The sequence below is a fragment of the Cupriavidus sp. 2SB genome (assembly GCF_005503625.1).
Classification (GTDB): domain Bacteria; phylum Pseudomonadota; class Gammaproteobacteria; order Burkholderiales; family Burkholderiaceae; genus Cupriavidus.
Window position 1 is genome coordinate 139,820 of the sequence record NZ_SCMX01000001.1, and the last position, 22,141, is coordinate 161,960.

At 62.2% G+C, this 22,141-nt stretch carries 21 protein-coding genes; all 21 read left to right on the plus strand.

The features are described from left to right. Positions 1-69: 69 nt before the first annotated feature. Entirely contained in the window at positions 70-570 is a 501-nt protein-coding gene (gene nuoE, locus FFS21_RS00715; RefSeq protein WP_137923017.1) for an NADH-quinone oxidoreductase subunit NuoE, read from the plus strand. 1 nt (position 571) lies between these two features. Further along, positions 572-1,867, plus strand: a complete 1,296-nt coding sequence (nuoF, locus tag FFS21_RS00720) for an NADH-quinone oxidoreductase subunit NuoF (protein WP_137923018.1) — start codon at positions 572-574, stop codon at positions 1,865-1,867. A gap of 13 nt (positions 1,868-1,880) precedes the next feature. Continuing rightward, entirely contained in the window at positions 1,881-4,250 is a 2,370-nt protein-coding gene (gene nuoG / locus FFS21_RS00725) for an NADH-quinone oxidoreductase subunit NuoG (protein WP_137923019.1), read from the plus strand. 18 nt (positions 4,251-4,268) lie between these two features. Further along, positions 4,269-5,333, plus strand: coding sequence for an NADH-quinone oxidoreductase subunit NuoH (gene nuoH, locus FFS21_RS00730; RefSeq protein ID WP_137923020.1), 1,065 nt, complete (start codon positions 4,269-4,271; stop codon positions 5,331-5,333). Positions 5,334-5,404: 71 nt separating this feature from the next. After that, on the plus strand, positions 5,405-5,896 hold the full coding sequence (nuoI, locus tag FFS21_RS00735) for an NADH-quinone oxidoreductase subunit NuoI (RefSeq protein ID WP_137923021.1): 492 nt from the start codon (positions 5,405-5,407) through the stop codon (positions 5,894-5,896). Positions 5,897-6,057: 161 nt separating this feature from the next. Next, positions 6,058-6,699 (plus strand): NADH-quinone oxidoreductase subunit J, encoded by a 642-nt coding sequence (locus tag FFS21_RS00740; RefSeq protein WP_137923022.1) that lies wholly within the window; start codon positions 6,058-6,060, stop codon positions 6,697-6,699. A gap of 16 nt (positions 6,700-6,715) precedes the next feature. Beyond that, positions 6,716-7,021, plus strand: coding sequence for an NADH-quinone oxidoreductase subunit NuoK (gene nuoK / locus FFS21_RS00745; protein ID WP_029050842.1), 306 nt, complete (start codon positions 6,716-6,718; stop codon positions 7,019-7,021). A 59-nt stretch (positions 7,022-7,080) separates the two neighbouring features. Continuing rightward, on the plus strand, positions 7,081-9,171 hold the full coding sequence (gene nuoL, locus FFS21_RS00750) for an NADH-quinone oxidoreductase subunit L (RefSeq protein WP_137923023.1): 2,091 nt from the start codon (positions 7,081-7,083) through the stop codon (positions 9,169-9,171). Positions 9,172-9,198: 27 nt separating this feature from the next. Next, positions 9,199-10,665, plus strand: a complete 1,467-nt coding sequence (locus FFS21_RS00755) for an NADH-quinone oxidoreductase subunit M (RefSeq protein ID WP_137923024.1) — start codon at positions 9,199-9,201, stop codon at positions 10,663-10,665. 18 nt (positions 10,666-10,683) lie between these two features. Continuing rightward, positions 10,684-12,159, plus strand: a complete 1,476-nt coding sequence (gene nuoN / locus FFS21_RS00760; protein WP_137923025.1) for an NADH-quinone oxidoreductase subunit NuoN — start codon at positions 10,684-10,686, stop codon at positions 12,157-12,159. 26 nt (positions 12,160-12,185) lie between these two features. Next, positions 12,186-12,494, plus strand: coding sequence for a DUF2818 family protein (locus FFS21_RS00765; RefSeq protein WP_137923026.1), 309 nt, complete (start codon positions 12,186-12,188; stop codon positions 12,492-12,494). Between the two features lie 48 nt (positions 12,495-12,542). Beyond that, positions 12,543-13,214 carry an NUDIX domain-containing protein gene (locus tag FFS21_RS00770; protein ID WP_137923027.1) on the plus strand — a complete coding sequence of 224 codons (672 nt, stop codon included), beginning with the start codon at positions 12,543-12,545 and terminating at the stop codon, positions 13,212-13,214. A 181-nt stretch (positions 13,215-13,395) separates the two neighbouring features. Next, entirely contained in the window at positions 13,396-13,863 is a 468-nt protein-coding gene (locus FFS21_RS00775) for a DUF1178 family protein (RefSeq protein ID WP_137923028.1), read from the plus strand. A 92-nt stretch (positions 13,864-13,955) separates the two neighbouring features. Next, positions 13,956-15,158 (plus strand): acyl-CoA dehydrogenase family protein, encoded by a 1,203-nt coding sequence (locus tag FFS21_RS00780; protein WP_137923029.1) that lies wholly within the window; start codon positions 13,956-13,958, stop codon positions 15,156-15,158. Between the two features lie 13 nt (positions 15,159-15,171). Continuing rightward, positions 15,172-16,290: an acyl-CoA dehydrogenase family protein gene (locus FFS21_RS00785; RefSeq protein ID WP_137923030.1), complete on the plus strand. Its 1,119-nt coding sequence runs from the start codon at positions 15,172-15,174 to the stop codon at positions 16,288-16,290. Between the two features lie 63 nt (positions 16,291-16,353). After that, positions 16,354-16,806, plus strand: a complete 453-nt coding sequence (locus FFS21_RS00790) for a MaoC family dehydratase (protein ID WP_137923031.1) — start codon at positions 16,354-16,356, stop codon at positions 16,804-16,806. Positions 16,807-16,842: 36 nt separating this feature from the next. Next, positions 16,843-17,316, plus strand: a complete 474-nt coding sequence (locus FFS21_RS00795) for a MaoC family dehydratase (protein WP_137923032.1) — start codon at positions 16,843-16,845, stop codon at positions 17,314-17,316. A gap of 590 nt (positions 17,317-17,906) precedes the next feature. After that, entirely contained in the window at positions 17,907-18,875 is a 969-nt protein-coding gene (gene cyoA / locus FFS21_RS00800; RefSeq protein WP_137923033.1) for a ubiquinol oxidase subunit II, read from the plus strand. A gap of 8 nt (positions 18,876-18,883) precedes the next feature. Next, complete coding sequence (cyoB, locus tag FFS21_RS00805; protein ID WP_137923074.1) at positions 18,884-20,857, plus strand: cytochrome o ubiquinol oxidase subunit I; 1,974 nt, start codon at positions 18,884-18,886, stop codon at positions 20,855-20,857. Between the two features lie 5 nt (positions 20,858-20,862). Continuing rightward, positions 20,863-21,507, plus strand: coding sequence for a cytochrome o ubiquinol oxidase subunit III (gene cyoC, locus FFS21_RS00810; RefSeq protein ID WP_137923034.1), 645 nt, complete (start codon positions 20,863-20,865; stop codon positions 21,505-21,507). After that, the gene (gene cyoD, locus FFS21_RS00815) at positions 21,508-21,858 is read left to right on the plus strand and encodes a cytochrome o ubiquinol oxidase subunit IV (RefSeq protein ID WP_137923035.1); all 351 of its coding nucleotides are present in this window, start codon (positions 21,508-21,510) and stop codon (positions 21,856-21,858) included. Positions 21,859-22,141: the final 283 nt, after the last annotated feature.

A 22,141-nucleotide genomic window follows, 5' to 3' on the forward strand; every position in this document is an offset into this window, starting at 1 on the left:
TGGCAGCGACGGCTGCAAACCAGTGGAGTGGCGCCAAACGCGCGGCTCTGCCGTATTACTGCAATGACCATGCTATCAGCAGAAGCTCTCAAGGAAATCGATCGCGCGATCGCGAAATATCCGACCGACCAGAAACAGTCGGCCGTGATGGCGGCACTCGCCGTGGCCCAGGGCGAAGTGGGCTGGGTTTCCCCCGATGTCATGCAGTTCGTCGCCAGCTACCTGGACATGCCGCCCGTGTGGGTGGAAGAGGTGGCCACGTTCTACAACATGTATGACACCAAGCCGGTGGGCAAGTACAAGCTCACCGTCTGCACGAACCTGCCTTGCGCGCTGTCTGGCGGCGACCGGGCGGGCGAATACCTGAAGCGCAAGCTCGGGATCGACTACAACGAGACGACCGCCGACGGCTGCTTCACGCTGAAGGAAGGCGAGTGCATGGGCGCTTGCGGCGATGCGCCGGTGATGATCGTCAACAACACCCGCATGTGCAGCTTCATGAGCGATGCAAAACTCGACGAACTCGTCGACGAGCTCAAGGCAGAAGCCGCCGCCAAGGGGGACAAGTAACATGACCTCTCTGCACGACCGTCACATCAAGCCGCTGATCCTGGCTGGCCTGGACGGCAAGAACTGGCACCTCGAGGACTACGTCGCGCGCGGCGGCTACAAGCAGCTGCGCCGCATTCTCGAGGGCAAGGTGCCCCCCGAGCAGGTCATCGCGGACGTCAAGGCATCGGGCCTGCGTGGCCGCGGCGGTGCGGGCTTCCCGACCGGCCTGAAGTGGAGCTTCATGCCGCGTACGTTCCCGGGGCAGAAGTACCTCGTTTGCAATACCGACGAGGGCGAGCCGGGCACGTTCAAGGATCGCGACATCATCCGCTACAACCCGCATTCGCTGATCGAAGGCATGGCCATCGGCGCGTATGCGATGGGTATCACCGTGGGTTACAACTACATCCACGGCGAGATCTGGAACGAATACAAGATCTTCGAGGAAGCCCTCGAAGAGGCGCGCCGCGCCGGTTTCCTGGGTGACAACATCCTGGGTTCGGGCTTCGACTTCCAGCTGCATGCGCACCATGGCTATGGCGCGTACATCTGCGGCGAGGAAACGGCGCTGCTCGAATCGCTGGAAGGCAAGAAAGGCCAGCCGCGCTTCAAGCCGCCTTTCCCGGCGAGCTTCGGCCTGTATGGCAAGCCGACCACGATCAACAACACCGAGACGTTCGCCGCGGTGCCGTTCCTGCTGGAAGTCGGCCCCGAGGAGTACCTGAAGATCGGCAAGCCGAACAACGGCGGCACCAAGATCTTCTCGATTTCCGGTGACGTCGAGCGTCCGGGCAACTACGAGATTCCGCTGGGTACGCCGTTCTCCACGTTGCTGGAGCTCGCGGGCGGCATGCGCGGCGGCAAGGCACTGAAGGCGGTGATCCCGGGTGGATCGTCGGCGCCGGTGGTGCCGGCGGACCTGATGATGGCCTCGACCATGGACTACGATTCGATTGCCAAGGCCGGCTCGATGCTGGGTTCGGGCGCCGTGATCGTCATGGACGAGACGCGCTGCATGGTCAAGTCGCTGTTGCGTCTGTCGTATTTCTATTTTGAAGAATCATGCGGCCAGTGCACGCCGTGCCGTGAAGGCACCGGCTGGCTCTATCGCATGGTCAATCGCATTGAACACGGAGAAGGCCGCCAGGAAGATCTGGACCTGCTCAATAACGTCGCGGAAAACATCATGGGTCGCACGATTTGCGCACTCGGCGATGCCGCGGCGATGCCGGTACGCGGCATGCTCAAGCACTACTGGAAAGAGTTCGAGTATCACGTCGAACACAAGCAGTGCATGGTCCCGGCCCATTCCTGAAGCGTGGCAGAACATGGTTGAACTCGAGATCGACGGCAAGAAGGTAGAGGTTGCGGAAGGCAGCCTCGTGATGGAAGCGGCCCGCAAGCTGGGCACGTACATCCCCCACTTCTGCTACCACCGCAAACTGTCCATCGCGGCGAACTGCCGCATGTGTCTGGTCGAAGTGGAAAAGGCGCCCAAGGCGCTGCCCGCCTGCGCCACCCCGGTGACGCCAGGCATGAAGGTGTTCACGAACTCTGAAAAGGCCGTCAAGGCCCAGAAGTCCGTGATGGAATTCCTTCTGATCAACCACCCGCTCGACTGCCCGATCTGCGATCAGGGCGGCGAATGCCAGTTGCAGGATCTGGCCGTGGGTTATGGTGCATCGGAGTCGCGCTACAAGGAAGAAAAGCGCGTGGTGTTCCACAAGAACGTGGGCCCGCTGATCTCCATGGAGGAGATGACCCGCTGCATCCACTGCACCCGTTGCGTGCGTTTCGGCCAGGAAGTGGCCGGCGTGATGGAACTGGGCATGCTGAACCGTGGCGAGCACTCGGAAATCACGACGTTCGTCGGTCAGACCGTGGATTCGGAACTGTCCGGCAACATGATCGACCTGTGCCCGGTTGGCGCGCTGACCAGCAAGCCGTTCCGCTACTCGGCCCGTACGTGGGAACTGGCACGCCGCAAGTCGGTGTCCCCGCACGACGGCGTGGGTGCGAACCTCGTGATCCAGACCAAGAACCAACGTGTGATGCGTGTGGTGCCGCTGGAGAACGAAGAGGTCAACGAATGCTGGATCTCGGACAAGGACCGCTTCGCCTACGAAGGCCTGAACAGCGCTGACCGTCTGACCCGCCCGATGCTCAAGCAGGGCAACCAGTGGATGGAAACGGATTGGCAGACCGCGCTCGAATACGTGGCAAATGGTCTCGCCAGCATCAAGCGTGACCATGGCGCCGACCAGATCGCCGCCATCGCCAGCCCGCACAGCACGCTTGAAGAGCTGTTCCTGCTGGGCAAGCTCGTGCGTGGCCTGGGCAGCGATAATATCGACTTCCGCCTGCGTCAGACCGATTTCTCGGCAGCAGTGAAGGGCGCGCCGTGGCTCGGCATGCCGGTCGCTGATGTGACCACGCTGCAACGCGCGCTGGTTATCGGCGCCTCGCTGCGCAAGGACCAGCCGCTGCTGGCCTCGCGTCTGCGTCAGGCTGTCAAGAAGGGTGCCCGCGTTACCGTGCTGGGCGCTGGCGGTGAAGATCTGCTGATGACGGCCGCACGTATCGACGTGGCACCGTCGGGCTGGACCGCCGCGCTGGCAGGTATCGCCCGCGCCGTGGCCACCGCCAAGGGAGTGGCCGCTCCGGCTGGCACCGATGGTTTCGATGGTGGCGACGCTGCCAAGGCGGCTGCCGATTCGCTGATGTCGGGCGAGCGCCGTGCCGTGTTCCTCGGCAACGAAGCCGTGCGTCACCCGCAATTCTCGGCGCTGCACGCGCTGGCACAGTGGATCGCCACGGAAACGGGCGCAACGCTGGGCTTCCTGACCGAAGCTGCCAACACCGTCGGCGGTTACATCGCCGGTGCGCTGCCGCAGCAGGGTGGTGCCAATGCGCAGGCGATGCTGGATACGCCGCGCCGCGCTTACATCGTGCTGAACGCCGAGCCGGAATTTGATTCGGCCGATGCCCGCAAGTCCCTGGCCGCGCTGCAGCAGGCCGGTACGGTCGTGGTGCTGTCGCCGTTCCGTTCGGACGCCGCACTGCAGTATGCAGACGTGATTCTCCCGATCGCACCGTTCAGCGAAACCGCTGGCACGTTCGTGAATGCCGAGGGCCGTGCCCAGAGCTTCAACGGCGTGGTACGTGCGCTGGGTGAAACGCGTCCGGGCTGGAAGGTGCTGCGCGTGCTGGGCAACCTGCTGGACGTGCCGGGTTTCGAATTCGAGACCGCCGAAGCCGTGCGTGATGCCGCGCTGACGAAGCTGGTCGCGGATCAGCTGAATAACGCCACCGATGCACCGATCCGCGTGACGGCAGCCGCCGCCAACGGTATCGAGCGCATTGCCGATGTGCCGATCTACCACGCCGATCCGATCGTGCGTCGGGCCGAATCGCTGCAACTGACCGCGGCCGCGCGCCGTGCGATGCAGGTGGCGCTGTCGCAGGACCTGTTCGATAAGCTGGGCGTGCAGGCCGGTGACCCGGTGCGCGTGACGCAGGATGGCGCCAGTGTGGTGCTGCCCGCGGCGCTGGAAAAGACGCTGCCGGCGAACACCGTGCGCGTGCCTGCCGCTACCGTGGCTGCCGCGACGCTGGGTGCGCTGTTCGGCAACGTCGCCGTGGAAAAAGCCATCGACCTGTCGGCCGGGCAGAATGCGCCCGCGACGGCGACCGTATAAGAAGAGCGAGAGAGCTACATGATCGATCTCATTACCTCGCAAGGCCAGGCCATCTTCGGCAGCGCCTGGACGCTGATCTGGATCCTGGTCCGTGCCGTGGTCATCGTCGTGCCGGTGCTGCTGTGCGTGGCTTACCTGATTCTCTGGGAACGCAAGCTGATCGGCTGGATGCACGTCCGTATCGGCCCGAACCGCGTGGGTCCGCTGGGCCTGCTGCAGCCGATTGCCGACGTGCTGAAGCTGCTGCTCAAGGAAGTCATGTTCCCGTCGATGGTGAACCGGGGCATGTACCTGGTGGCGCCGCTGATGGTGCTGATGCCCGCGGTGGCAGTCTGGGCCGTGATTCCGTTCCAGGCCGAAGTGGTGATGGCCGACGTGAACGCCGGTCTGCTGTACGTGATGGCCATCAGCTCGGTGGGCGTCTATGGCGTGATCCTGGCTGGCTGGGCGTCGAATTCCAAGTATGCGTTCATCGGTGCCATGCGCGCTGCTGCGCAGATGGTGTCGTACGAAATCGCGATGGGCTTCGCGCTGGTGACCGTGCTGATGGTCTCCGGCAGCCTGAACCTGTCGGCCATCGTGAACAGCCAGAACACCGGCTACTTCGCGAACATGGGCATCAACGCGCTGTCGTGGAACTGGCTGCCGCTGCTGCCGATGTTCCTGGTGTACTTCATCTCGGGCGTGGCGGAAACGAACCGCCACCCGTTCGACGTGGTGGAAGGCGAATCGGAAATCGTGGCCGGGCACATGATCGAGTACTCGGGCATGACGTTCGCGCTGTTCTTCCTGGCCGAATACATCAACATGATCATCATCTCGACGATGACCTCGCTGATGTTCCTCGGAGGCTGGGCACCGCCGTTCTCGAGCGTGATCACCAATGCGATCCCGGGCTTCTTCTGGCTCGTGTTCAAGGTATTCCTGCTGCTGTCGGTCTTCATCTGGATCCGTGCGTCGTTCCCGCGTTACCGCTATGACCAGATCATGCGTCTGGGCTGGAAGATCTTCATTCCGCTGACCGTGGCGTGGCTGATCATTGTGGCGATCTGGATCAAGTCGCCGTGGAACATCTGGCCCTGATGGGTCTGGCGACGGCGCGCCGCCCGATGGGGCAGGGCGCGCCGCGCGGAAATACTTAGGAAGCAATCGTCATGCTGCTCGCCATCAAGGACTTCTTCAACAGCCTGCTCCTGAAGGAACTCTTCAAGGGCATGGCACTGACCGGCCGCTATCTCTTCGCCCGGAAGATCACCGTCCAGTTCCCGGAAGAGAAAACGCCGATGTCGCCGCGTTTCCGCGGCCTGCACGCACTGCGTCGCTATCCCAATGGGGAAGAGCGTTGCATCGCATGCAAGCTGTGCGAAGCGGTGTGCCCGGCCATGGCCATCACGATCGAATCGGATGTGCGTAACGACGGCACCCGCCGCACCACGCGCTACGACATCGATCTGACCAAGTGCATTTTCTGCGGTTTCTGCGAGGAAGCCTGCCCGGTGGACGCGGTCGTCGAAACGCACATTCTCGAGTACCACGGCGAGAAGCGCGGCGACCTGTACTTCACCAAGGACATGCTGCTGGCCGTGGGCGACCGCTACGAACCGCAGATCGCGGCGGCCAAGGCTGCGGACGCGAAGTACCGCTAAGCAGATTGAAGCAGGGCGGGGCAGTCGCCAATGGCGATGCACCCTGCCAACGACATTGAATCGGTCCCGCAAGGGGCCAACGGAAGGATGCCGCGCGGCATGCAGGCGACCCGTCACGGGAAGCCCGGGCAGCGCGGCCCAGAGAGGATCCGATAAGGACCATGGAACTCACGACAGCCATCTTCTATGCCTTTGCCCTGGTGCTGGTGCTATCCGCACTGAAAGTCATCACGGCGAAGAACCCGGTGCATTCGGCACTGTTCCTCGTCCTCGCGTTCTTCACGGCCGCGGCGATCTGGATGATCCTGAAGGCAGAGTTCCTTGCCATCCTGCTGGTGCTGGTCTACGTCGGCGCGGTGATGGTGCTGTTCCTGTTCGTGGTGATGATGATCGATATCGACATCGAACACCTGCGCCGCGATTTCTGGACCTACGTACCGATGGCCTCGATCGTGGGCGCGCTGATCATTGCCGAAATGGCGATCGTGCTGGTGCGCAACTTCATCGGCACCACGAACGCAGTGGCGGCAGCCGGCTCGCAAGACCCGAACTACTCGAACACTGCGGCACTGGGCAAGCTGATCTACACCGACTACATCTACGCTTTCGAAGTGGCCGGCATCATCCTGCTGGTGGCGATCATTGCCGCCGTGGCCCTGACGCTGCGCCGCCGCAAGGACGTGAAGGCGCAGGACGTGGGCGCCCAGCTGCGCGTGCGTCGCGACGAGCGCGTGCGCATGGTGAAAATGCCGGCCGAGGGCCGGGCCGAAGCGGACGCCGCGGCTTCCGCCAACAAGAACTAAGCCCGGAGAATTCGCTGTGTTGTCTCTCGCCCACTTCCTCGTGCTCGGTGCCATCCTGTTTGCGATCAGCATCGTTGGCATCTTCCTGAACCGCAAGAACGTCATCGTGCTGCTGATGGCACTCGAACTGATGTTGCTTGCGGTCAACATGAACTTTGTCGCCTTCTCGCATTACATGGGCGACCTGGCCGGACAGGTTTTCGTTTTCTTCATCCTTACGGTGGCCGCCGCCGAGTCGGCAATCGGTCTGGCAATCCTGGTCGTGCTGTTCCGTAACCTGGACACGATCAACGTCGACGACATGGATACCCTCAAGGGCTGACATGAACGTCCTCGACAAGAACCAAGACTGCTCCCTGACCGCACACCAATAAGCGTCCTATGGCAACCACGCTCAACCCCAACCTGCTGCTGGCGATTCCGCTGGCGCCGCTCGCCGGCGCTGCGATAGCCGGCCTGTTCGGTACCAAGTTTTTCGGCACGTTCTCATCCGAGACGCGCGGCGGCCGGATCGCGGCTCACACGGCGACCATCCTCGGCGTGGCCATCGCGTTCGTGCTCTCGCTGCTGGTGCTGCGTGACGTCATGGACGGCGCGGGCTACAACGCCACCGTGTACGAATGGATGACGATCGGCACGCTGAAGCTGGAAATCGGCTTCCTGGTCGATTCGCTGACCGCGATGATGATGGTCGTTGTCACCTTCGTCTCGCTGATGGTGCACATCTACACCGTCGGCTACATGCAGGGTGACCCCGGCTACAACCGATTCTTCGCCTACATCTCGCTGTTCACCTTCTCGATGCTGATGCTGGTGATGAGCAACAACTTCCTGCAGCTGTTCTTCGGCTGGGAAGCTGTGGGCCTGGTCTCGTACCTGCTGATCGGTTTCTGGTACACGCGTCCGACCGCGATCTTCGCGAACATGAAGGCGTTCCTGGTCAACCGCGTGGGCGACTTCGGCTTCATCCTCGGTATTGGCCTGCTGCTGGCGTACAGCGGCAGCATGAACTACACGGACGTGTTCGCCCAGCGCGAGCAACTGGCCGCAGTGATCTTCCCGGGCACCGACTGGCTGATGATCACCGTTGCCTGCATCTGCCTGTTCATCGGCGCGATGGGCAAGTCGGCACAGTTCCCGCTGCACGTCTGGCTGCCTGACTCGATGGAAGGCCCGACCCCGATCTCGGCACTGATTCACGCGGCAACCATGGTGACCGCCGGCATCTTCATGGTGTCGCGCATGTCGCCGCTGTTCGAACTGTCGGACACCGCGCTGTCGTTCATCCTGGTCATCGGCGCGATCACCGCGCTGTTCATGGGCTTCCTGGGCGTCATCCAGAACGACATCAAGCGTGTGGTGGCTTACTCCACGCTGTCGCAGCTGGGCTACATGACCGTGGCGCTGGGCGCCTCGGCCTACTCGGTGGCCGTGTTCCACCTGATGACCCACGCGTTCTTCAAGGCGCTGCTGTTCCTCGGCGCGGGTTCGGTGATCATCGGCATGCACCACGATCAGGACATCCGCAACATGGGCGGCCTGCGCAAGTACATGCCCATCACGTGGATCACGTCGCTGGTGGGTTCGCTAGCGCTGATCGGTACGCCGTTCTTCTCGGGCTTCTACTCGAAGGATTCGATCATCGAGGCCGTGGCCGAGTCGCATCTGGCGGGTTCTGGCTTCGCGTACTTCGCCGTGCTGGCTGGCGTGTTCGTGACCGCGTTCTACTCGTTCCGCATGTACTTCCTGGTGTTCCACGGGGAAGAGCGCTGGGGCAAGGCTGACGCGCACGGCCACGGTCACGACGATCATCACGATGAGGAAGATGCGCACGACGACCATCACCATGGCCTGGCCGCTGGCGAAAAGCCGCACGAGTCGCCGTGGGTGGTGACGCTGCCGCTGGTGCTGCTGGCCATTCCGTCGGTCATCATCGGTGCCATCGCAATCGAGCCGATGCTGTTCGGCGAGTTCTTCAAACACGGTGTGGCGTTCAAGGACGTGATCTTCGTCGGCGAGAACCATCACGCCATGAAGGAACTGGAAGAAATGTTCCATGGCTGGGTGCCGATGGCGATCCACTCGCTGCAGACCCCGGTGCTGTGGCTGGCCATTGCCGGTGTGGTGCTCTCGTGGTTCTTCTACATGAAGCGCCCGGACATTCCGGCTGCCATCAAGCAACGCTTCTCGGGCATCTACACGCTGCTGGACAACAAGTACTACATGGACGCATTCAACCAGGCCGTGTTCGCCCGTGGCGCACGCCTGCTGGGTACGGGCCTGTGGAAGGGCGGCGACCAGAGCTTCATTGACGGACTGTTCGTCAATGGTTCGGCCCGCGTGGTGGCATCGTTTGCCGCAGCCAGCCGCTACATCCAGTCTGGCTACATCTACCATTACGCTTTTGCGATGATCCTCGGCATGCTGGTGCTCCTGACGCTGACGGTCACTGGCGTGATAGGCACCAAGTGATAGGCACCAAGTAAGGAAAACAAAGAAATGGTTCTGTCTTTCGCAATCTGGCTGCCTATCTTCTTCGGCCTGCTGGTATTGATGTTCGGCTCCGACAACAGCAAGTGCTTCGTGCGCTGGATGTCGTTGTTCGGCGCCATCGCCAGCTTCGTCGTCACGCTGCCGCTGGTCCTTCACTTCGATACGTCCACGGCTGCGATGCAGTTCGTCGAGCAGGCGAACTGGATCGAGCGCTTCAACATCGCCTATCACCTCGGGGTGGACGGCATCTCAATGTGGTTCGTGGTCCTGACCGCGTTCATCACCGTGATCGTCGTGATCTCGGCCTGGGAAGTGATCACCGAGCGCGTGGCCGAGTACATGGCCGCGTTCCTGATCCTGTCCGGCCTGATGATCGGCGTGTTCTGCGCGCTGGACGGCATGCTGTTCTACGTGTTCTTCGAAGCCACGCTGATCCCGATGTACATCATCATCGGTGTGTGGGGTGGTCCGAACCGCGTGTACGCTGCGTTCAAGTTCTTCCTCTATACGCTGCTGGGCTCGCTGCTGACGCTGGTTGCGCTGCTGTACCTGTACAACAAGACCGGTACGTTCGACATCCTGACCTGGCACCAGGCCAAGCTGTCGTTCGAAGAGCAGATCCTGATCTTCCTGGCGTTCTTCATGGCGTTTGCCGTGAAGGTGCCGATGTGGCCGGTGCACACCTGGCTGCCGGACGCCCACGTGGAAGCGCCGACCGGCGGTTCCGTGGTGCTGGCGGCGATCATGCTGAAGCTCGGTGCATACGGTTTCCTGCGGTTCTCGCTGCCGATCGCGCCGGACGCCAGCCACTACATGGCACCGTTCATCATCACGATCTCGCTGATCGCGGTGATCTACATCGGTCTCGTGGCGCTGGTCCAGGCCGACATGAAGAAGCTGGTGGCGTACTCGTCGATTGCCCACATGGGTTTCGTGACGCTCGGTTTCTTCATCTTCAATGACATCGGTATCGAAGGCGGTATCGTGCAGATGATCTCGCACGGTTTCATTTCGGGCGCGATGTTCCTGTGTATCGGTGTGCTGTATGACCGCGTGCACTCGCGCCAGATCGCCGATTACGGCGGTGTGGTGAACGTGATGCCGAAGTTCGCGGCGTTCTCGGTGTTCTTCGCCATGGCCAACTGCGGCCTGCCGGCGACGTCGGGCTTCGTGGGCGAGTTCATGGTTATCCTCGGCGCGGTCAAGTTCAACTTCTGGATTGGCCTGCTGGCTGCCACGGCCCTGATCCTGGGCGCGGCGTACTCGCTGTGGATGGTCAAGCGCGTGATCTTCGGCGACATCGTCCACGAGCATGTGCGCGAACTGCTGGACCTGAACAAGCGTGAGTTCGTGATGCTGGGTCTGCTGGCCATCCTGACGCTGTATATGGGCTTGTACCCGAAACCCTTCACCGACGTGATGCACGCATCGGTGGTGAACCTGCTGTCCCACGTGGCACAGTCCAAGCTGTAAGCGGGGGAGAGAATAAACATGCAATCGTCCTCTAGCCTGGCCCCGGTGGCGCCAATCATTTTCCTGGCGGTCGCCATCGCGGCGATCAACTGGATCGACCTCGCACGCGGCAAGAACCGCTCGAGCCTGGCGTACCCGCTTTCGCTGCTGGTCACACTCGTCCTGACGGTGTGGTTCGGCCTGAACGCGGCCAACGGCGAGACGCACTACGCGTTCGCCAACCTGGTCGTGATCGACCCGATGGCCAACGTGCTGTCCGCGTTCTGCGCGCTGGGCATGTTCCTGACGCTGGTCTACACGCGCCACTACCTCGGTAGCCGCGACATGTTCGCCGGCGAGTTCTACATGCTGGCGCTGTTCACGCTGGGCGGCCAGATCGTGATGATTACCGGCAACAACTTCCTGACGCTGTACCTGGGTCTGGAACTGCTGTCGCTGTCGTCGTATGCACTGGTGGCGCTGCGCCGCGATTCGCGCGTGACGTCGGAATCGGCCATCAAGTACTTCGTGCTGGGTGCGCTGGCTTCGGGCTTCCTGCTGTACGGCATGTCGATGATGTATGGCGCCACGGGTTCGCTGAACCTGGGCGAAGTGTTCCGCGTGGTGGAGTCGGGCCGCGTCAACACGACGATGCTGGCCTTCGGCGTGGTGTTCATCGTGGCTGGCCTGTCGTTCAAGCTCGGTGCCGCACCGTTCCACATGTGGATTCCGGACATCTATCAGGGTTCGCCGACCGCCGTGACGCTGCTGATCGCGGCGGGTCCGAAGGTTGCCGCATTCGCGCTGATCCTGCGCGTGCTGGTGGAAGGGCTGCTGCCGCTGGCCACCGACTGGCAGATGATGCTGGTGGTGTTGTCGATTGCCTCGCTGGTGATCGGCAATCTGACCGCGATCGTGCAGACCAACCTGAAGCGGATGCTGGCGTACTCGACCATCTCGCACATGGGCTTCATCCTGCTGGGCATGCTGTCCGGCGTGGTGGCGAACAAGGTGGATGGCGCGGCCAACGCGTACAGCTCGTCGATGTTCTACTCGATCACGTACATGCTGACCACGCTCGGCACGTTCGGCCTGATCCTGATCCGCACCCGCAAGGGCTTCGAGGCGGAAACGCTGGAAGACCTGAAGGGCATGTCGCGCCGTCATCCGTGGTTCGCCTTCCTGATGCTGGTGATGATGTTCTCGATGGCCGGCATTCCGCCGACCGTGGGCTTCTACGCCAAGCTGGCCGTGCTGCAGGCCGTGGTCAAGGCGGGCATGAGCTGGCTGGCCGTGGTGGCCGTGCTGTTCTCGCTGATCGGCGCGTTCTACTACCTGCGTATCGTCAAGCTGATGTACTTCGATGCACCGGCTGGCGAAGAGCCGCTGGAAGCGTCGGGCGGCGTGCGTGCGATGCTGAGCCTCAACGGGCTGGCCGTGATCCTGCTGGGTATCTTCCCGGCGGCACTGATGAGCCTGTGCTACGAGGCCATCCGTGCGACACTGGCGTCGTAAGCAACGTAACGCTATAAGGTGATGCAATGAGTTCCTCGGCAGGCGGCTGGTTTGTCATCTTGTTGGCACTGGTGTGTGCCAACCTGCCGTTCGTCAACCAGCGCCTGTTCGCGGCGATTGGCCTGAAATGGGCCCGCAAGCCGCTGTGGCTGCGCCTGGTGGAACTCTTCACGTGGTACGTGCTGGCGGGTCTCGCCGGTCTTGCGGTGGAAGCCAGCCTTGGCAACACCTTCCCGCAGGGCTGGCAGTTCTACGCGATCACGGGCTGCATGATGCTGGTGTTTGCCTTTCCCGGCTTCACCTGGCAATACCTCGTCAAACATCGCACGGCCTGACGCGGCCACACCCTGACGCTCCGGGACCGTGCCTTATCCGGAGCGTCCATGTCCGACAAGACATCCGCAGCAGTTTCTTCCGCCGCATTTCCCGCCAACCAGTCCGACGCTTCCGAGCCGGCTGATGCGCATCTTCGGGAAACAGCCGTCGCATCCGCGACGATCCATCGCGGCAAATTCCTGACGCTCAAACAAGACATCGTCCGCCTGCCCGATGGCAAACAGGCCGGGCGCGAGTACGTGCTGCATCCGGGCGCGGTGATGATGATCCCGCTGTTCGACGACGGCACCGTGCTGATGGAGCGCCAGTTCCGCTATCCGGTGGGCGAGGTCATGCTCGAATTCCCGGCTGGCAAGCTCGACCCGGAAGAGGGTGCGCAGCGCTGCGGGGAACGGGAGTTGCTGGAAGAAACCGGCTACACGGCGAAGCGCTGGGACTACCTGACGCGCATCCATCCCGTGATTTCCTATTCCACCGAATTCATAGACATCTTCCTGGCGCGCGATCTGTCTGCTGGCGAGTCGAAGCTTGATGATGGCGAGTTCCTGGAGACATTCGTCACGCCGGTCGGTCAGGTAATCGACTGGGTACGTCAGGGGCGTATTACCGATGTGAAGACGATCATCGGCGCGTTCTGGCTGGAGAAGATCATCTCGGGTACGTGGGTGCCCGGCGAGCAGACCGAGCCGCCTGCTTCATCGAACCGGGTGACGGGTTGAGGAAGGGCTGGGGAGGGTTTTCCCTTGATTTTCCAAGGCCTGGCGCCCAGTTAGGCTGCTGCAGGCGGAGATGTGTCGCGAACACGTCCTGCCAGGCGACAACGGTCGAGAAATAAATTAGCACGACCGTTCACAAAATTTCGATTCACGGCTAACATTGCCCCGACGGGCTGGAAAGATCATGAAGGTGCTAGACCTGCGCTGTGCGCAAGACCATCGTTTCGAGGGCTGGTTTGCCTCGGAGGAAGATGCGCAATCGCAGCTTTCACGCGATCTCGTCCAATGTCCGGTCTGTGGCGACCATGCGGTCAGCCGCCTGCCCAGCGCGCCGCGCCTGAATCTTTCGGGTGCGACCGCGAAGCCGGCGCCGACGCAATCCCGCCAGGGCGAGGCAGGGCCGGCCGATGCGCAGCAGTTGATGCAAGCGCTGCAGGCCACCTACCTGAAAGCCGTGCGGCAGGTGATGGCACAGACCGAGGACGTGGGCGACCGATTCGTGGAAGAAGCGCGGCGCATCCACTATCAGGAGGCACCCGAGCGCGGCATTCGCGGCTCGGCCACTCCCGAGGATGCGCAGGCGCTGGCCGACGAAGGCATCGACACCTTTCCGCTCCTCGTGCCGGACGCATTGAAGCAGACGGCCCACTGAACAAGCATCCTGTGCCCGGTTTTATCCAGCGCAGCGATGCGCGAGGTAAAACAAACGGCCGGCGCCAGCGCCGGCACATCATGGAGACGGGCATGGATCTCAACTACTCGGAAGCCGACAACGCCTTCCGTCAGGAAGTGCGCAGCTGGCTCGAGGCCAACCTGCCTGCGGATATCCGCGAAAAGGTTCTCAACCACCGCCGCCCCAGCCGCGACGATCTCGTGCTCTGGCACAAGACGCTGGCCAAGAAGGGCTGGTCCGCGCCGCACTGGCCGGTGGACTTCGGCGGCACGGGCTGGAACGCCACGCAGCGCCATATCTGGGATGAGGAAAATGCCCGCGTCGGCGCGCCCGGCGTGCTGCCGTTCGGCGTGGCGATGGTCGCGCCCGTGATCATGAAGTACGGCAACGCCGAGCAGAAGTCCTATTACCTGCCGCGTATCCTGGATTGCACCGACTGGTGGTGCCAGGGCTATTCGGAGCCGGGCTCCGGTTCGGACCTGGCTTCGGTCAAGACGAAGGCGGAACTGACTTCGGATGGCAAGCACTACATCGTCAACGGTCAGAAGACCTGGACGACGCTGGGCCAGCACGCCGACATGATCTTCTGCCTGGTACGCACGGACCCCGAGGCCAAGAAGCAGGAAGGCATCTCGTTCCTGCTGATCGACATGAAGACGCCGGGCATCACGGTGCGTCCGATCATCATGCTCGACGAAGACCATGAAGTGAACGAAGTGTTCTTCGACAACGTGAAGGTTCCGGTGGAAAACCGCGTTGGCGAGGAAAACCGCGGCTGGACGTACGCCAAGTACCTGCTCGGCCACGAGCGTACCGGCATTGCCCGCGTGGGCGCATCCAAGCGCGAACTGGGCTTCCTGAAGCGCGTGGCGCGCCAGCAGGAAAAGAACGGCAAGCCGCTGCTCGAAGATCCGGTGTACGCCAACAAGGTGGCCGCGCTGGAAATCGAATTGATGGCGCTGGAAATCACCGTGCTGCGCGTGGTGTCGAGCGAAGCCGCTGGCAAGGGCCCCGGTCCCGAGGCATCGATGCTCAAGATCAAGGGCACCGAAATCCAGCAGATGCTGACCGAGCTGATGGTGGAAGCCGCCGGCCCGTATGCCATGCCGTTCGACCCGGCCTACCTCGAATGCGAGCAGGCCCATACGGTCACCGGCTACGACGATGCCGCGCCGCTGGCAGCGTACTACTTCAACTACCGCAAGACGTCGATCTACGGTGGTTCCAACGAAATTCAGAAGAACATCATCAGCCAGATGATTCTGGGGCTGTGAGGAGACACGCGACATGAACTTCAATCTCAGCGACGAACAGAAGCAACTGGCCGATGCGATCCGCCGCTTCGTCGAAAAAAGCTACGACTTCGAATCGCGCAAGAAGAACATCAAGTCCGAACAGGGCTACGGCGCCAACGCATGGGGCGCACTGGTCGAACTGGGCCTGACGGCACTGCCGGTGCCGGAAGAACAAGGCGGTTTCTCGGGCACGGCCGTCGACATGATGGTGGTGCTGCAGGAACTGGGCCGTGGTCTGGTGGTGGAGCCGTACCAGGCAACCGTCGTCGGCGCGCAGGCGCTGAAGCTGGCCGGTGGCCAGGAAGCGCTGCTGGAACAGGTGGCAGGCGGCGAAGTGAAGCTGGCCACGGCATTCGGCGAGCAGCAGTCGCGCTATGAACTGAACAACGTGCGCGTGACGGCCAAGGGCGGCAAGCTCAATGGCAAGAAGACCGTGGTGGTGCATGGCGCGCAGGCTGACAAGCTCGTGGTGTCGGCGCGTACCAGCGGTGCGCAGCGCGATCAGGACGGCATCTCGCTGTACCTCGTCGATACGAACGGCGCTGGCGTGACCGTGCAGGACTATCGCACGCTCGATAACCTGCATGCCGCGGACGTGACGTTCCAGGACGCACCGGCCACGCTGCTGGGCACGGAAGGCAAGGGCTGGGATGTACTCGAAGCCACGGCCGACTATGCGGCAGTGCTGCTGTGCTCGGAAGCGGTTGGTATCCTCGACACGCTGAACGCCACGACGCTGGACTACGCCAAGACGCGCCAGCAGTTCGGGGTGCCCATCGCGCGCTTCCAGGCACTGCAACATCGCATGGTGGAAATGTTCATCCATGCCGAGCAGTCGCGTTCGATCACGCTGCTGGCCGCAGCGCGTTTCGACGAGGCCAGCCCCGAAGAACGCCGTCGCTACGTGTCCGCCGCCAAGGCACGCGTGGGGCAGGCGGCCCGCTCGGTGGGCCAGGAGGCCGTGCAGATTCACGGCGGCATGGGCGTGACCGATGAAATGCCGGCCGCGCACATGTTCAAGCGGCTGACGTTCATCAACACGACGTTTGGCGACGTGGACCATCACCTGGGCCGTTTCGCCAGTCAGCCGGGCTTCCAGGAAGCCGCCTGATCGATAGCATGACCCTGAACCGCGCCGGAAACCCCGAGCGCGGTTTTTTGCTTTGGAGCCCCCATGTCCGACAAGATGTATTTCGAAGACTATGTCGTTGGCAGCGAGATCGCGCTCGGCAGCTATCACGTCACCGAGGAAGAGATCGTCGCGTTTGCCAGGCAGTATGACCCCCAGCCGTTCCACATCGACAAGGCCGCCGCCGAGCAGAGTATCTACGGCGGCCTGATTTCCAGTGGCTGGATGACGTGCGGCATCATCATGCGTCTGCTGGTACAGTCGATGGGCGACCGCTCGACCAGCATGGGATCGCCCGGTGTGGACGAGGTCCGCTGGCTCAAGCCCGTCTACGCAGGCGACACGCTGACCGCCGTGCTGAAGGTGTTGGAAGCGCGCCCGTCAGGTTCGAAGCCGGACCGCGGCGTGGTGCTGACCCAGTGGGTCGGCAGCAACCAGAAGGGCGAGGTCGTTTGCACGGTCAAGGGCATGGGCATGTACAAGCGCCGCCCGGCGTAAGCCCCAGGCCATCAACAAAATCAGGAGACAAGGAATATGCGCACCATTGCATCGCTGGAAGAGCTGGAGGGTCTTCAGGGCCAGGAAGTGGCCGTCAGCGACTGGTTCGAGATCACGCAGCAGCAGGTCAACCTGTTTGCGGAAGCGACCGGCGACCATCAGTGGATTCACGTGGATGTGGAGCGTGCCAAGCGGGAGTCGCCATTCGGCGCGCCGGTGGCGCACGGCTTCCTGACGTTGTCGCTGCTGCCGCAACTGATGGCGAATGCCATCCACATGGAAGGCGTCAAGATGGGCGTCAACTATGGGCTGAACCGCGTGCGCTTTACCGCGCCGGTGCCGGTGGGTAGCCGCCTGCGCGGTCGCGTGAAGCTGCTGAAGGTGGAGCGGCTCGATCCGACGCCGAACGGCCTGACCGGCGCGCAATCGACGTGGGAAGTCACGATCGAGCGCGAGGGCAGTGACCGCCCGGTCTGCGTGGCAGAATCGATCAGCCGGCGCTACTCGTAAGCACTCGCTGCATCGAAAAGTACGGGCCGCTAGAACGCGGCCCGTTTCATTTGTCCAGAAGATTCCGAGCAAAACATCGGATCACGGCGTGACTGTTTCCTCTGTGCGACACCTGTGAACATTGTCCGATAAAAAGAACAGTGTTTCCGTTGTGTTTGGGTTTACCCGGAATGTTGCGTTGCGGTACATTCGCGGCCAACGATGTTTTATGTAATGCGATATCCGCTCGGAGACCGTTCCCGCTGCGCTGGCGAGGCGGTCAAAAGCAGGCGTAAATCGCGTGGGCATCGTTAAACAACGCTTCTCCCGGTGGCTGCTCCGAACCGGGAACGATCGCAGTTCAGGCAGTCGGTTACCTCAGCGCACGCATCCCGCCCCCGGCGTTTCGCGCACGCAGTCGTCAGTTGCTGTCCAGCCGCGCTCATGGCGTTGCCCGGCCGCATGGTCCGCCGGCGTTTGCATCGCCCCATCCGCAGCGCCAGCTTTGGACACGTCCCCGGTTTTCCCCAGCCCAGCCTGCCTGTTGCCCTGTGCAATAGGTGGCGGTGCCACGCTTGTGCACAGGCGTGACACAACCAGACCGTCGTGACATGAAGACACCAACATTGCCGCGCCTGATGCGGTTCCTGCCTTGCCTTGGCCTGCTCCTGCTGGCCGGCTGCGACTTCGCACTGATGAACCCCAAGGGGCAAGTCGGCGTGGACATCAAGGGCATCATCCTGATCGCCACCTGGCTGATGCTCCTGGTCGTCGTGCCGGTCATCGTCCTGATCTTCGTGTTCGCGTGGAAGTACCGCGCCAGCAACACGTCGGCCACGTATGACCCCGACTGGTCGCACTCCACCCGCATCGAAGTGGTGGTGTGGCTGATCCCCTGCCTGATCATCATCGCGCTGGGCATCATCACGTGGAAGTCGTCGCACGACCTCGACCCGTACAAGCCGCTGGAATCCAACGTCAAGCCGATCCAGGTGGAAGCCGTGGCAATGAACTGGAAGTGGCTGTTCATCTATCCGGAACTGAAGATCGCGACGGTGAACCAGCTCGCGTTTCCGGCCAACACGCCGGTGAACTTCAAGATCACGTCGGATTCGATCATGAATTCGTTCTTCATCCCGCGCCTGGGTAGCCAGATCTACGCCATGGCCGGGATGGAAACCAAGCTGCACCTCATCGCCAACGAAGCCGGTACGTACGACGGCATGTCCGCCAACTACAGCGGCGGCGGCTTCTCGGGCATGAAATTCAAGGCCATCGCCATGTCGAACTTCGAGTTCGACAAGTGGGTGGAGCAGGTGCGCGCGTCCAGCAAGCAGCTTGGCTCGGAGGACTACAAGGTCCTGGCGAAGCCGAGCGAAGCAGAACCGGTGACGTACTTCGGCCGCGTCGAAGACGGTCTGTTCACCGACATCCTGCATCAGTACATGGGCCACGACGGCCGTGCGGTCGCCCGCGAAGGTTTTGAAGGCGGTCCGGTCTGCACGTCGCGTAACACGCTCGGCGAAGAGCGTGTGTCCCTGACCACGCCGGCCACCCCGGCCGTGGGCGCGCAAATCTAGGAGCAATGATGTTTGGCAAATTGAGTTTGTCGGCGATTCCGTTTCATGAGCCGATCATCATGGTCACACTGACCTGCGTCGCCCTTGGTGGGCTGGCGCTGCTCGGTGCGATCTCGTATTTCAAGAAGTGGGGTTACCTGTGGACCGAGTGGATTACCTCGGTCGACCACAAGCGCATTGGCGTGATGTACTCGCTGGTGGCGCTGATCATGCTGCTGCGCGGCTTTGCCGACGCGGTCATGATGCGTACCCAACTGGCCGTGGCAACCAATGGTTCCACCGGTTTCCTGCCGCCCGAACACTATGACCAGGTGTTCACGGCGCACGGCGTGATCATGATCTTCTTCGTGGCCATGCCGCTGATGACGGGCCTGATGAACCTCGTGGTGCCGCTGCAGATCGGTGCGCGCGACGTGGCCTTCCCGTTCCTGAACACGCTGAGCTTCTGGCTGTTCGTGGCCGGCGCGATGCTGGTGAACGTGTCGCTGGGCGTTGGCGAATTCGCCAAGACCGGCTGGCTGGCTTACCCGCCGCTGTCGGGCCTGGATTACAGCCCGGGCGTGGGGGTGGACTACTACCTCTGGTCCTTGCAGATATCAGGGTTGGGCACGCTGCTGACCGGCGTGAACTTCCTGGTGACGATCCTGAAGATGCGCGCCCCGGGCATGACCCTGATGCGCATGCCGGTGTTCACGTGGACCGTGCTGTGCACGAACGTGCTGATCGTGGCAGCCTTCCCGGTGCTGACGGTGTCGCTGGCGCTGCTGGGTCTGGACCGTTACTTCGACATGCACTTCTTCACGAACGACGGTGGCGGTAACGCCATGATGTACGTGAACCTGATCTGGATCTGGGGCCACCCCGAGGTCTACATCCTGGTGCTGCCGGCATTCGGTATCTTCTCGGAAATCATTGCCACGTTCTCGCGCAAGAAGCTGTTCGGCTACAAGGGCATGGTCTACGCCACCAGCGCGATCATGGTCCTGTCGTTCATCGTGTGGCTGCACCACTTCTTCACGATGGGTTCCGGTGCGAACGTGAATGCGTTCTTCGGCATCACGACGATGATCATCTCGATCCCGACGGGCGTGAAGATCTTCAACTGGCTGTTCACGATGTACCGTGGCCGCGTGGAATTCACGTCGCCGGTGCTGTGGACGCTGGGCTTCATGGTCACGTTCGTGATCGGCGGCATGACCGGCGTGCTGATGGCTGTACCGGCTGCCGACTTCGTGCTGCACAACTCGCTGTTCCTGATTGCCCACTTCCACAACGTGATCATCGGCGGCGTGCTGTTCGGCTACCTTGCCGGCGTCACCTACTGGTGGCCGAAGGCGTTCGGCTTCAAGCTGAACGAGCGTCTGGGCAAGTGCGCCTTCTGGTGCTGGCTGGTGGGCTTCTACTTCGCCTTCATGCCGCTGTACGTGCTGGGCCTGATGGGCATGACCCGTCGCCTGAACCACACCGACAATCCGGAATGGACGCCCTGGCTGCATCTGGCCGTGGTGGGCGTGGTGTTCGTGGCCATGGGTATCGGCTTCCAGGTGCTGCAGATCATCGTGTCGATCCGCGACCGCAAGAAGCTGGCCGACGTCACGGGCGATCCGTGGGGTGGCCGTACGCTGGAATGGGCAACGTCGTCGCCGCCCGCGTTCTACAACTTCGCGCACACCCCGGTGGTGCGTGACCTGGACGCGTTTGCCGACATGAAGGCCCGTGGCGAAACGATGCGCACCGATGGCTTCGAACAGATCCACATGCCGAAGAACACGGCTGCCGGTTTCTACATGGGTGCATGGAGCCTGGCACTGGGCTTCGCGCTGACGTGGCATATCTGGTGGCTCGCCGCCGTGGGTCTGGTTGGCATGATCGTGGCCTTCATCCGCCGCGCCAACGATGACCACATCGACTACTACGTGCCGGCCGCCGAGGTCGAGCAGATCGAAACCCGCTACCAGCAGCGCGTCGCTGCGCAGGGCTGATAACCATGTCGACAGAAGTTCTTGACCGCTTCGGGGCGCAAGCCCCCGCGCATGCGCACTCGCACGACGAGTCGCACGACCACGCGCATCACGACACCAGCGAGAACACCGTCTTCGGTTTCTGGCTGTACCTGATGAGCGACTGCATCTTGTTCGCGTGCCTGTTCGCCGCTTACGCCGTCCTGCGCGGCGAAGTGGCGGGTGGCCCGTCGGGCAAGGAGCTGTTCGATCTCAACTTCGTGGCGGTGGAAACCGGCATCCTGCTGGTGTCGTCGATCACCTACGGCTTTGCCATGGTGTCGATGCAGAACCAGCAGCGCGGCCGCGTGATGTTCTGGCTGGGCGTGACGTTCCTGCTGGGCGCTGCCTTCATGAGCATGGAAATCTACGAGTTCAAGCACCTGATTCATGAAGGTGCCGGTCCGAGCCGTAGCGCATTCCTGTCCTCGTTCTTCACGCTGGTGGGCACCCACGGTCTGCACGTTGCAAGCGGCATGCTGTGGATGCTGGTACTCATGTACCAACTGTCGAAGAAGGGGCTGACGCCTACCGTGACCAAGCGCCTGAACTGCCTCAGCCTGTTCTGGCACTTTCTGGACGTGGTCTGGATTGGTGTGTTCACCGTCGTCTATCTGATGGGAGCAATGTAAATGGCACAGCAACACGCTACCGGCGCCCACGGCGCCTCGCACGGCCACAGCAGCGTCAAGTCGTATGTGATCGGCTTCGTGCTGGCGGTCATCCTGACGGCCATCCCGTTCAAGATCGTGATGGACGGTACGATGGACCGCGCCACCATGCTGTGGGTCATCCTGGGCCTGGCTGTGGTGCAGATCGTCGTGCACCTGAAGTACTTCCTGCATCTGGACGGTTCGGACGGACAGAAGTGGAACGTGATGGCCCTGCTGTTCACGGCCCTGATCCTGTTCATCGTGCTGGCCGGTTCGCTCTGGATCATGCACAACATGAACGCGAACATGATGCCGTGGATGAGCAAGTAAGCATCCTCGCCGCTGTTTGAGAAACGGGACCCCCAGCGGGTCCCGTTTTTTTGTGTCGATGGTGCCCATTGGTGCGTCAGGCACCGGGCGCACGCGCCCATGCACGCACCCGGGGCCTTGCACGGTTCCGGTGCAGTCACTCGTCGTTTCCGCTTCGTCGCGCCGGCACCGTCCTGGTGCGCGGCCGTTTTCCCATTGCTGATTTGTCACGCAGGCGTTGCCTGGCAAGGGATTGCCGGCGTTCGCGGCATTGGCACGCTAGTTGCAGAAGCATCACCCGGGG

Excerpts from the sequence above, each read along its gene's own strand:
- nuoE (WP_137923017.1), top strand. The coding sequence starts at position 70 with ATGCTATCAGCAGAAGCTCTCAAGGAAATCGATCGCGCGATCGCGAAA.
- nuoF (WP_137923018.1), top strand. The coding sequence starts at position 572 with ATGACCTCTCTGCACGACCGTCACATCAAGCCGCTGATCCTGGCTGGC.
- nuoG (WP_137923019.1), top strand. The coding sequence starts at position 1,881 with ATGGTTGAACTCGAGATCGACGGCAAGAAGGTAGAGGTTGCGGAAGGC.
- nuoH (WP_137923020.1), top strand. The coding sequence starts at position 4,269 with ATGATCGATCTCATTACCTCGCAAGGCCAGGCCATCTTCGGCAGCGCC.
- nuoI (WP_137923021.1), top strand. The coding sequence starts at position 5,405 with ATGCTGCTCGCCATCAAGGACTTCTTCAACAGCCTGCTCCTGAAGGAA.
- FFS21_RS00740 (WP_137923022.1), top strand. The coding sequence starts at position 6,058 with ATGGAACTCACGACAGCCATCTTCTATGCCTTTGCCCTGGTGCTGGTG.
- nuoL (WP_137923023.1), top strand. The coding sequence starts at position 7,081 with ATGGCAACCACGCTCAACCCCAACCTGCTGCTGGCGATTCCGCTGGCG.
- FFS21_RS00755 (WP_137923024.1), top strand. The coding sequence starts at position 9,199 with ATGGTTCTGTCTTTCGCAATCTGGCTGCCTATCTTCTTCGGCCTGCTG.
- nuoN (WP_137923025.1), top strand. The coding sequence starts at position 10,684 with ATGCAATCGTCCTCTAGCCTGGCCCCGGTGGCGCCAATCATTTTCCTG.
- FFS21_RS00765 (WP_137923026.1), top strand. The coding sequence starts at position 12,186 with ATGAGTTCCTCGGCAGGCGGCTGGTTTGTCATCTTGTTGGCACTGGTG.
- FFS21_RS00770 (WP_137923027.1), top strand. The coding sequence starts at position 12,543 with ATGTCCGACAAGACATCCGCAGCAGTTTCTTCCGCCGCATTTCCCGCC.
- FFS21_RS00775 (WP_137923028.1), top strand. The coding sequence starts at position 13,396 with ATGAAGGTGCTAGACCTGCGCTGTGCGCAAGACCATCGTTTCGAGGGC.
- FFS21_RS00780 (WP_137923029.1), top strand. The coding sequence starts at position 13,956 with ATGGATCTCAACTACTCGGAAGCCGACAACGCCTTCCGTCAGGAAGTG.
- FFS21_RS00785 (WP_137923030.1), top strand. The coding sequence starts at position 15,172 with ATGAACTTCAATCTCAGCGACGAACAGAAGCAACTGGCCGATGCGATC.
- FFS21_RS00790 (WP_137923031.1), top strand. The coding sequence starts at position 16,354 with ATGTCCGACAAGATGTATTTCGAAGACTATGTCGTTGGCAGCGAGATC.
- FFS21_RS00795 (WP_137923032.1), top strand. The coding sequence starts at position 16,843 with ATGCGCACCATTGCATCGCTGGAAGAGCTGGAGGGTCTTCAGGGCCAG.
- cyoA (WP_137923033.1), top strand. The coding sequence starts at position 17,907 with ATGAAGACACCAACATTGCCGCGCCTGATGCGGTTCCTGCCTTGCCTT.
- cyoB (WP_137923074.1), top strand. The coding sequence starts at position 18,884 with ATGTTTGGCAAATTGAGTTTGTCGGCGATTCCGTTTCATGAGCCGATC.
- cyoC (WP_137923034.1), top strand. The coding sequence starts at position 20,863 with ATGTCGACAGAAGTTCTTGACCGCTTCGGGGCGCAAGCCCCCGCGCAT.
- cyoD (WP_137923035.1), top strand. The coding sequence starts at position 21,508 with ATGGCACAGCAACACGCTACCGGCGCCCACGGCGCCTCGCACGGCCAC.